The sequence below is a fragment of the Campylobacter sp. JMF_06 NA1 genome, from assembly GCF_027737785.1.
In the GTDB taxonomy this organism is placed as follows: domain Bacteria; phylum Campylobacterota; class Campylobacteria; order Campylobacterales; family Campylobacteraceae; genus Campylobacter_B.
The window spans coordinates 152,441-161,626 of sequence record NZ_JAOVUA010000003.1; the positions used below are offsets into that span (position 1 = coordinate 152,441).

9 protein-coding genes are annotated in these 9,186 nt (G+C 43.8%); 1 reads left to right on the forward strand and 8 read right to left on the reverse strand.

What is annotated here, in order from left to right:
• Window position 1: 1 nt before the first annotated feature.
• The 8 genes from nuoH to OFO07_RS05210 are packed head-to-tail and all read right to left on the reverse strand — an operon-like array spanning window position 2 to window position 7,160.
• Window positions 2–997, reverse strand: a complete 996-nt coding sequence (gene nuoH, locus OFO07_RS05175; RefSeq protein ID WP_270871183.1) for an NADH-quinone oxidoreductase subunit NuoH — start codon at window positions 995–997, stop codon at window positions 2–4.
• Entirely contained in the window at window positions 990–3,326 is a 2,337-nt protein-coding gene (locus OFO07_RS05180) for an NADH-quinone oxidoreductase subunit G (protein ID WP_270871184.1), read from the reverse strand. Before OFO07_RS05180 ends, nuoH begins: the two co-directional genes overlap by 8 nt.
• A complete protein-coding gene (locus tag OFO07_RS05185; RefSeq protein WP_270862940.1) occupies window positions 3,326–4,033 on the reverse strand; it encodes a hypothetical protein in 708 nt (235 codons plus the stop codon). Before OFO07_RS05185 ends, OFO07_RS05180 begins: the two co-directional genes overlap by 1 nt.
• Window positions 4,030–4,260 carry an NADH-ubiquinone oxidoreductase subunit E family protein gene (locus OFO07_RS05190; protein ID WP_270858441.1) on the reverse strand — a complete coding sequence of 77 codons (231 nt, stop codon included), beginning with the start codon at window positions 4,258–4,260 and terminating at the stop codon, window positions 4,030–4,032. Before OFO07_RS05190 ends, OFO07_RS05185 begins: the two co-directional genes overlap by 4 nt.
• Complete coding sequence (nuoD, locus tag OFO07_RS05195; protein ID WP_270871185.1) at window positions 4,257–5,483, reverse strand: NADH dehydrogenase (quinone) subunit D; 1,227 nt, start codon at window positions 5,481–5,483, stop codon at window positions 4,257–4,259. The genes OFO07_RS05190 and nuoD overlap by 4 nt, the downstream gene beginning before the upstream one ends.
• Window positions 5,483–6,280 carry an NADH-quinone oxidoreductase subunit C gene (locus OFO07_RS05200; protein WP_270865848.1) on the reverse strand — a complete coding sequence of 266 codons (798 nt, stop codon included), beginning with the start codon at window positions 6,278–6,280 and terminating at the stop codon, window positions 5,483–5,485. The genes nuoD and OFO07_RS05200 overlap by 1 nt, the downstream gene beginning before the upstream one ends.
• Complete coding sequence (locus OFO07_RS05205) at window positions 6,280–6,789, reverse strand: NuoB/complex I 20 kDa subunit family protein (RefSeq protein ID WP_270865849.1); 510 nt, start codon at window positions 6,787–6,789, stop codon at window positions 6,280–6,282. Before OFO07_RS05205 ends, OFO07_RS05200 begins: the two co-directional genes overlap by 1 nt.
• Window positions 6,771–7,160: an NAD(P)H-quinone oxidoreductase subunit 3 gene (locus OFO07_RS05210; RefSeq protein WP_270871186.1), complete on the reverse strand. Its 390-nt coding sequence runs from the start codon at window positions 7,158–7,160 to the stop codon at window positions 6,771–6,773. Before OFO07_RS05210 ends, OFO07_RS05205 begins: the two co-directional genes overlap by 19 nt.
• A gap of 207 nt (window positions 7,161–7,367) precedes the next feature.
• On the opposite strand from OFO07_RS05210, the gene OFO07_RS05215 reads away from it, so the two are divergent.
• Window positions 7,368–8,930, forward strand: coding sequence for an inorganic phosphate transporter (locus tag OFO07_RS05215; protein WP_270865850.1), 1,563 nt, complete (start codon window positions 7,368–7,370; stop codon window positions 8,928–8,930).
• Window positions 8,931–9,186 lie beyond the last annotated feature (256 nt).

Sequence of the window (9,186 nt, forward strand, 5' to 3'; positions counted from 1 at the left end):
CCTATAAAATCACAATGCCAGTGATTAAAATGCTAAGTAGCGCTAGTGGCATGCAAACCTTCCAACAAAGCGCCATTAGCTGGTCTGGGCGCAGGTGCGGAAATGCTGCTCTGCTCCATAAAAACAAAAAGAAGAAAAAGCCCGCTTTAAAGGCTATCATCACCCAGCCAGGAATAAACCAAAAGCTATTGTATCCGCCAAAAAATATGAGCGAGATTACGATAGAGTAGGTTATCATATTGGCGTATTCGCCGATAAAAAACATACCGCCCCTTAGCCCAGAATACGCCGTGCTAGCCCCTGCTAAAAGCTCGGTTTCGTTCTCTGTAAGGCAAAGTGGCGTGCGGTTACACTCCACAAACGAAGCGATTAAAAATAGCGCGAAGCATACTGGCTCTTTCCACACAAACCACTTCTCAATCCCGCCACTTTGGGTATTTACGATATCAATTAGCGAGAGTGAGCCTACAATCATAATAATCGGAATTAGGCTTAAAGCATTAATAACCTCAAAGCTAATTAGCTGTAAAAACGCGCGAAATGAGCCGATTAGGCCGTATTTATTATAGCTTGCCAAACCTCCGATTACTAGCCCATAAACGCCAGCAGCACTAGCTCCAAGCAAAAACAAAAGCGCGACATTTATATCAGCGATAATCGGGCGAATAGTGTGCCCAAAAAGGCTAAATTCGGGCAAAAGTGGCACCACGCTAATAGCCACAAGCGCAGCGGCAGCTGAGATAATCGGCGAAATTTTATAAAGAAACTTATTTGCATGCGTTGGAATCGTATCTTCCTTGGTGATTAGTTTAATCATATCGGCTACGACTTGAAGCACGCCAGCAGGTCCAACGATAGCAGGACCTAAGCGGCGCTGCATATAGGCAATGACCTTGCGCTCGATATATGTCGCAAAGCCCGCCATTGTGGCGATTAGAGCGATGATGATTAGACATTTGGCAAAGGAAAATGCGAAATTTAGGGTAAACTCACTCATTATTGCCTCCGATTTTTTCGATTTTTACGGCTTTGTAGCGCGAATTTACAAAAATATTTTGCGTAGAGATTTTTGCGTCAAAATATCCTAGATAAATCCCGTGAAATTTATCATCAAATTTGACTTTAATTACGATTTTTTCGCCCTCGCACTCGATTTTTACCATATCGTTTTGGCTTAAATTTAGCTCTTTTGCAATGCTTGGGTGCATAAATATCGCGCCATTTTCGCCAAGAGCTGCGCTAATGCCGGTAAATGCGTTAAATTGGTGAAGTGGGTTTGCTTCATAGATTAAAATTTCGCCATTTTTAGCGCAAATCTCATCTGAAACAAAAATGTCAAATTTATCAGCATTTGGCGAAATTTGGCGGTTTTGCAGAGCGTATCCGCGGTGATTTTCCCCGCAGTTGTCGTAAAAATTCTCTAAATCATCAAATTTGATCTTTTCGAAATACTCGCCCAAATTTGGCGTGTATGAAATCGCGAAAGGGGCATTAATGCCAAGGGCGTTTGCGATATCGTTTAGCTCGTATCCGCCGTATGCCAATGCCGCATTTGTCGGCACTACGCGCTTGTCGTAGTTAGTAAATGTGCCCTCTTGTTGCACTAGGCTGGGCGCGTGTAAATCTGCTTCACTCACGCCAAATTTAAAATCGCCGTCCTCGTTGTATCCTAAAATCTCGCCAGCTCCCTTCTCGCCAAGATTGCAGATTAGCGCCACGCCAAGGCTATTTGTGCGAGGCGGTATGATTAAGACGCTAAAATTCGTGTATCGCTCAACCATGCCAAGCAGTTTCGCAAGGGTGCCAGCGCGCGGGTGTTTGATAAAATCCTCGCCGATGATTAGGGCGGGATTTTGGGCGTTTTGGCAAATTTCGCGGAGGGTGTTTTCGTCTAAATTTAGGTTTTTTGCGAAATTTGAAACTTTATTTTCGCCTGAAATTTCAAAATTTGCGCCCAGTTTTTTATCCAGCCACTCTGGCATTTGCGCGCCGAAATTTTGCAAAATCCATAGCAGAATTTGCGCTTCCAAACCCGCCTTGTGCTGGCATGAGATGAGATTTTTGCCAAATGCGTCTAGCCCGCTATCGCGCACGGCGTGAAAATACAGAGCGCGCGATTTTCGCACTTTTAGGGCGTTATTTAGCGCGTAAGCCAAATTCGGCGCGTCCGAGCGCAAAAAACTGCCCGCACACACGATAAAATCGCTATTTCGCACGGCTTGTTCGCTCCCGCTGTATAATTTCATACCGCTATATTCGCTAAAATTTCGCAAAAAATTTTGATATCTTTTTGCTTCAAAGTTTATCAAATTTAGGTCAAATTTTTTGCGCAAAAGCTCTAAAATTCGTGCTTCCTCGTTTGTAATGAAGCTATTAAATTTGATATTTTTTATCTCGCCAGTTTTTATTTTTTCTACAATTTCATTAAATTTGGCTTCATTTTTAACCGCGTTTCCGTTTGAAAAATCCCAGCCAAAGCGCGCCCCAGCGTGAAGAGGGGCAAAATTTATATCGCTAGTAACTCTGTAAATTTTCTCTTTTGGCTCGGAAATTGAAGTGCGTTTTACCTCGTAAAAAAGCAGTTCGCAATCGCTCGTGTGCGGGTTGGAGGCTGGTATTTTGCGAAGCTCCCAAGCATTTGAGCTGTATTTAAAGGCACTCACGCTTAGCGCGCCAGTAGGGCATGCGGCCGCGCACTCGCCGTAATTTACGCAATCATCATCATCGCTAACGCGCGCGATTAGGCTTTTTTGCATTTTATTTAGCACGGCGTAGGCGTCTTTTGGCATGCTATCTTTTAAATTTGGACTTAGTGGCTCGCCCTGGCGTGCTACTAGTTTAAAGGCGTCAAATCCTAGGCGATCTTTGGCGGTTTTTATGCAGCGCTCACACACAATGCAAAGGCTAGGATCGTAGCTCAAAAACCCCCAATCCTCTACTTTTTTCGCGCTATCAACCACGGCGAAGGATTGAGTGCTAACGCGCATTTGCTGGGTTAGGTTTTGCAATTCGCACTCGCCACTTTTATCGCATACACCGCATTCTAACGGGTGATTTATGCAATAAACCTGCATTATGGCGTTGCGCTCTTTGCTTAAATTTGGCGAGTTTGTGATCACGCTCATGCCCTCTTTTGCCTTGGCGTTACAGCTATAAACCACCTTTTCATCGGCTTCGACCATACACAGCCTGCACGCTAGCGTGGGCGATGCGCCATGCAGGTAGCATAGAGTCGGGATATAAATCCCGTTTTCGCGCGCGATTTCTAAAATGCTCTGCCCTTCGCTAAATTCGCAAATTTGCCCGTCAATTGTAATTTTTGCCATTAAACCCTGCTTATTTTGGCTATTTCGAAGTCATAGCCACTGAAATTTTCTCCCCCAAAACCAAGTCTTGCGACCGTGCCTTTTAAATTTGCGTCTAACTCAAATTTGCGTTTTACGCTAAAATTTGGCGTGCTTATTTCACACATATCGCCGTCTTTGATCTTTGCGACCATGCTAAAATACGCCCCACCGACGAATTTATCATCGAGGCTGTGTTTGAAAACCACGGCGCCGTCAAAGTTTTCTAGCTCTTTTAGCTCGGTTAAATTTTGCTTTTGCGGGCAAAATTCCTCGCCATTTAGGCGCAAAATTTTAAATTTATACTCATCTTGCAAAAGCGATAAAAATGTTTGGATATTTGCTCTATCGCTGTGAGTGTCGATAAGAGCGTCATCTATAATGAGGATTTCGCAACCGCTTAAAAATTCGCTCAAAACCTCGATTTCCTCGTCTCCGACATTGCTCTCTGCGCTCATAAACGCGTCGTCTAAATCCTCAAAAAACGCCTTTTGTGTGGCGTCCAAATTTGGCAAACTCATACACAAAAGCGCCAAAACATAGCCCTGTGCGCCGATTTCGCATTTGATTAAATTTTCATAGCCCTCATCTTGCAGGGCAGAAAGGGTTAAAATTTCATCATTTTTAAATTTTTCCCATAAATTTGGTGCTTGCAATCTTAGCAACGAAGCGCAATTTAGTATTTTCATTTTTTTCCTTTTCTAGCGACTATCATCCAGTCGGCTTGGTTGTATCTAAGTGAGTTTAAAAGTGTCGAATTTAGCCCTTCCACGAGGTTTGCACTGGCTTTGATTTGGTCGAATTCGCCCATTTCAAAGATAAAAATCATAGTCTCGTTTGGGGCAGAGTTTTTCAAAATTTCCCCCATGCGGTTTAGGAAATTTCCCCGTAAATGGCGCAAATCGTATCGTTTCATCGATCCACCTCGCCAAGAAGTATGTTTGAACTACCGATTATCGCGGCTGCATCGGCTAGGTAGTGGCCTGGCAGTATCTCTTCATAGAGCGCGCAGTGCCAAAAGCTAGGCGTGCGCACTTTGAGCCGATACGGGCGCGAATCCCCTGTGGAGTAAATGTAGTATCCAAGCTCGCCCTTTGGGGTCTCGGTAGCGTGATAAATCTCGCCAGCAGGGGGTTTTAGCCCTTGTGTAATTAGGACAAAATGTTGCATTAGCGAGTAGTTTTGCGTCATAATCTGCTCTTTGCTAGGGCTTATGAATTCCGGATTATCGGCTAAAATTCCAGCTGGCGAGCTTTTATACAGCCCCGCACACTGGCGCAAAATTTTTAGACTTTCCTTCATTTCGGCGATATAGCATTTATACCTAGCGTAGCAATCCCCAGCGTTCGCGTAAGGCACATCGAAGTCTAACTCATCGTAGATGAGATAAGGCTCCTCTTTTCTGATATCCCATTTATGCCCGCTAGCCCTTAGCATGACGCCAGAACAGCCCAAATTTAGGGCGTCTTCTTTGGAGATTACACCGACATCTTGGGTGCGCAAAAGCCAAATTCTATTATTATCTAGCAAATCTTCAAATTCTTTAATATCATTTGGGAAATCATCGCAAAAGCTAAGCATTTCCTCGCACCAAAGCTCAGGCAAATCCACAAAAACGCCACCGATTTTTATACTATTGTGCGTTAGCCTTGCGCCGCAGTATTTTTCTATGAGATCCAATACATGCTCGCGCGAGCGAAAGCAGTATAAAAACACGCTCATAGCCCCGATATCTAGGGCGTGCGTGCCCAAAAAAAGCAGGTGAGAGCTAATGCGATTTAGCTCTAATAAAATCGTGCGAATAATCTGGGCTCTGCGTGGCACCTCGATACCACATAGCTTCTCCACAGTAGCGCAAAATCCGTAGTTATTCGCGCTTGCTGCGATATAATCCATGCGATCAGTTACTGGCACGAACTCGCTATAAATCATATTTTCTGCCATTTTTTCCACGCCTCGGTGCATGAAGCCAACCTCTGGGCGTGCGCGCACGATTAGCTCGCCGTCGAGTTCTAAGACTAATTTTAGCTGACCATGCGCGCTAGGGTGTTGGGGGCCGAAATTTAGTATCATATTGCCTCCAACGCGCGTAAATTCGGCATTTTCGAAAAATGGTCTAAGTTTGGTCGGTTTTTGCATTATTTTCTCTCTGTTATGATTTTGTGTGCGCCGCGTTTGGCCTTTTTGATGAAGCGCACTCCGCCAGATTCTTGGTATTCTTGCGCGCTAGCTTTGCTCGGTCTAGCCTCGCCGTAAGGGGTCTCGTGATTTATGCGCGAGAAATTAAAGGTATCTTTGTCATCAACCATAGCCGAATCGCGGTTTTCCTCGCCGATTAATTCTCGCTTTTCGCGCCCGAAAATTTTATCCACCTCATACCATTTGGCAAATTCGTCGCCTTGGAGCGGATATGATTTTAAAAGCGGGTGGCCAAACCAGTCATTTGGCATTAAAATTCGCCCTAAATTTGGGTGGCCCGCAATCCATACCCCCATCATATCGTATAATTCACGCTCCGCCCAGTTCGCGCTTTTAAAAATACCTGTCGCGCTTGGCAGATACTCGCCGGTTTGGACGAAGCATTTGGCTCTCATACGGCGCGCTCTGTGTATGTCAAGCAACTGATAAAAGACCTCGATTCCGCCACTTTTAGCTATGAAATCAACCCCGCTTAGCTCGCATAAAATTTCATATCCTAGCTCTTTGCATGCTTTAAGTGCTGGCAAAATTTCATCTTTTTGTATGTAAATTACAAGGGTGTCAAATTCGACATAAGCGTTTAAAATTTCAAATTTGGCTAAATTTGATAAATTTTCAAAATCATCGCTAAATTTGGAATTTTTCGGGTCAAATTTTTCGCTTTTTTTGGGGACAAAAAATCTATCGTTGTAGTAGTTTTTCGCGCTTTTATCGCCCTTTGGTGTGTATTTTCTCATCAAATCAGCCTTTTTGGTTTTTGCGTTCTGTTTGCTCTTTCGCGGCGGATTTTTTTCTGCAAAATCATCAGCGCAAACTGCAATGTCTCTGGTCTGGGCGCACAGCCCGGCAGATAGATATCCACAGGCACCACTCTATCGCAGCCCTGAACCGTGGCGTATGTGTTAAACATACCGCCTGTATTGGCGCAAGAACCCATTGAAATCACCCATTTTGGCTCAGGCATCGCATCATATAGTCTGCGGGTGAATTCGGCGTGTTTTTTCGTAAGCGTGCCTGCGATTATCATCACATCGGCTTGTTTGGCTGAGGCGCGAAAAATCGTCCCAAACCTGTCGAAATCATACCTGCCAGCGCCTGCGGCCATCATCTCTATCGCGCAACACGCTAGCCCATAGGTCATAGCCCACAGCGAATTTGACCTGCCCCAATTTATCAGCTTATCGGCAGTGGTAAGCACGATAGGAAGGCCATTTTCTTTGGTGTAGTCTATTTTGTGCTCTGCCATGAAAGCGCTCCTTTTTTCCACGCATAAACAAATCCTACGCCAAGCAATGCGATGAATAAAATCATCTCGGCAAATCCAAACGCGCCTAAGAGTTTGAAATTCACAGCCCACGGAAACATAAAGATAATCTCAACATCAAAAAGTATAAACAAAACCGCGACTATGTAAAAGTGTGAATTTATCGAATTTGGCTGTTTTACGGCTTCTGGGCCTGCTTCGTAAAAATCATTTTTCAATCTCTCATCATTGCGATTGGCGAGTTTTTTGCTGATGACCGAGCTTAATTTCACGGTGAGTGAAAACACGCAAAACGCCAAAATAAACATAATAAAAATGCCTAAATATGACGAATCGTTTGGAAGTCTTGACATTTTTTACCTTAAATTTGAAAATTTGGCTTAATTTTATCATTTTATGATTTATAAAATCTTACTTCGCGTTTTAAATAAGCTTTTTCATAAAAATTTAAGAAAAAAGATAAAAAATGTCAATATAAATTTTGCCCCTGTTTTTTAGTTTTTTTTAAATGGATAAAGGGTAGAATTGAAAGGTTATTTTTAAATTTTTGGGGATAAATTTTGAAAACACAAAAAATCAACCTCCTTTTAATCGGCATAACTCTTGGCGCACTGATTTATTTTTTTATTTGGGGTTTTGGATTTATAGGAAATGCTAATAAACTGATCTTCGTAACCTCCGTATTTTTGGGCGTTTTTATGGCGTTTAACATCGGCGGAAACGATGTGGCAAATAGCTTTGGCACAAGCGTGGGAAGCGGGACGCTGACTATCACGCAAGCCCTATGTATCGCGGCTGTGTTTGAAGCAAGTGGCGCAATCATCGCTGGTGGCGAGGTTACGGCGTCGATTAGAAGCGGGATTATTGATTTTGGCGGCTCTCACATACACCCGAGCGATTTTATTTATATTATGATGAGTGCGCTTTTTGCGGCTGGGGCGTGGCTGCTTTTCGCTAGCAAGCACGGACTTCCGGTTTCGACCACACATGCGATTGTAGGCGGAATTGTCGGCTCTGGCGTAACGCTTGGGTTTTTGATGAATAATCCTGAAATTTCAGCCCTAGGCTTAGTGCAATGGGGCAAAATCGGCAAAATCGCCAGCTCATGGGTGCTATCGCCACTTCTTGGGGGGCTCATTTCGTATGGGGTGTTTTGGCTGATTAAGCACTATATTTTGGATTATAACAAATACGCGCAAATTCGCATTGACCGCATAAAACGCGAAAAAAAGGCACTTCGCAAACTACACAAAAAAACATTTGAAACGCTTGATGATATCCAAAAAATCGCCTACGCAGAGGCTGTCAATCACGATATCTACGCTATGAAAGACCCTGATTTCGATCCGAGCGAGCTAGATAGCGATTATTATAAAAAAATCGTAAATTTGGATAGGAAAAAAGAGGGCTTAAAATCGCATAGAGCGCTAGAATTTGGAATTCCAGCCGTAGCAGGGATTGGCGCGTTTGTAATCTCATCGATGCTGATTTTTAAGGGACTTCAAAATTTAGATTTAGGGCTAAGCGATATTCACAATTACCTAATTATCGGCATGGTTACGGTGGTAACTTGGCTTTTGATGTTTATTTTCGCCAAGACTTTGCGCAGGTCAGATCTGCATAAATCGACATTTTTGATGTTTAGTTGGTTGCAGGTTTTAACAGCGTGCGGATTTGCCTTTTCGCACGGCTCGAACGATATCGCAAACGCCGTAGGGCCCTTTGCTGCGATACTTGATACGCTTGCGAGTGGTTCGATTAACGGCGATAGCCCTGTGCCGCCGCAAATCATGGTAATGTTTGCCGTAGCGCTTATCGTGGGGCTTTGGTTTGTGGGAAAAGAGGTAATCGCCACCGTGGGGACGAATCTGACCGAGATACACCCTGCCTCTGGATTTAGCGCAGAGCTAGCCAGCGCAATCGTAGTCATGGTAGCCTCTGTGCTAGGGCTTCCGATTTCATCGACGCATGTGCTAATCGGCGCGATTTTGGGAATCGGCGTGGTCAATGGCAACACAAACTGGTCTTTGATGAAGCCAATAGGGCTAGCGTGGATTATCACACTTCCTGCCTCATCGCTTTTAGCCGCGGTGATGTTTATAGTTTTAAGGCATGTGATTTAAATTTTAAATTTGCCAAATTTGTCATTGCGAGGCGATTTTATCGCCGAAGTAATCTACGAGCAAAAACCACCAAAACGCTAAATTCTCTGTCATTGCGAGCTTTCGCAGAAAGCGAAGCAATCCAGAGAAATTTAAAGCAAAATTCTACTTAAATTTTGCATTGAACGATTTTTTAAATTTTAAGCGAAATTTGAAATTCTCTGTAAGGGGGAGGGCGCGCTTTTTAGGAGACGCTACCCTCCCCCTTACCAACCCC

Excerpts from the sequence above, each read along its gene's own strand:
- OFO07_RS05185 (WP_270862940.1), bottom strand. The coding sequence starts at position 4,033 with ATGAAAATACTAAATTGCGCTTCGTTGCTAAGATTGCAAGCACCAAAT.
- OFO07_RS05210 (WP_270871186.1), bottom strand. The coding sequence starts at position 7,160 with ATGTCAAGACTTCCAAACGATTCGTCATATTTAGGCATTTTTATTATG.
- OFO07_RS05200 (WP_270865848.1), bottom strand. The coding sequence starts at position 6,280 with ATGAGAAAATACACACCAAAGGGCGATAAAAGCGCGAAAAACTACTAC.
- OFO07_RS05205 (WP_270865849.1), bottom strand. The coding sequence starts at position 6,789 with ATGGCAGAGCACAAAATAGACTACACCAAAGAAAATGGCCTTCCTATC.
- nuoH (WP_270871183.1), bottom strand. The coding sequence starts at position 997 with ATGAGTGAGTTTACCCTAAATTTCGCATTTTCCTTTGCCAAATGTCTA.
- nuoD (WP_270871185.1), bottom strand. The coding sequence starts at position 5,483 with ATGCAAAAACCGACCAAACTTAGACCATTTTTCGAAAATGCCGAATTT.
- OFO07_RS05180 (WP_270871184.1), bottom strand. The coding sequence starts at position 3,326 with ATGGCAAAAATTACAATTGACGGGCAAATTTGCGAATTTAGCGAAGGG.
- OFO07_RS05190 (WP_270858441.1), bottom strand. The coding sequence starts at position 4,260 with ATGAAACGATACGATTTGCGCCATTTACGGGGAAATTTCCTAAACCGC.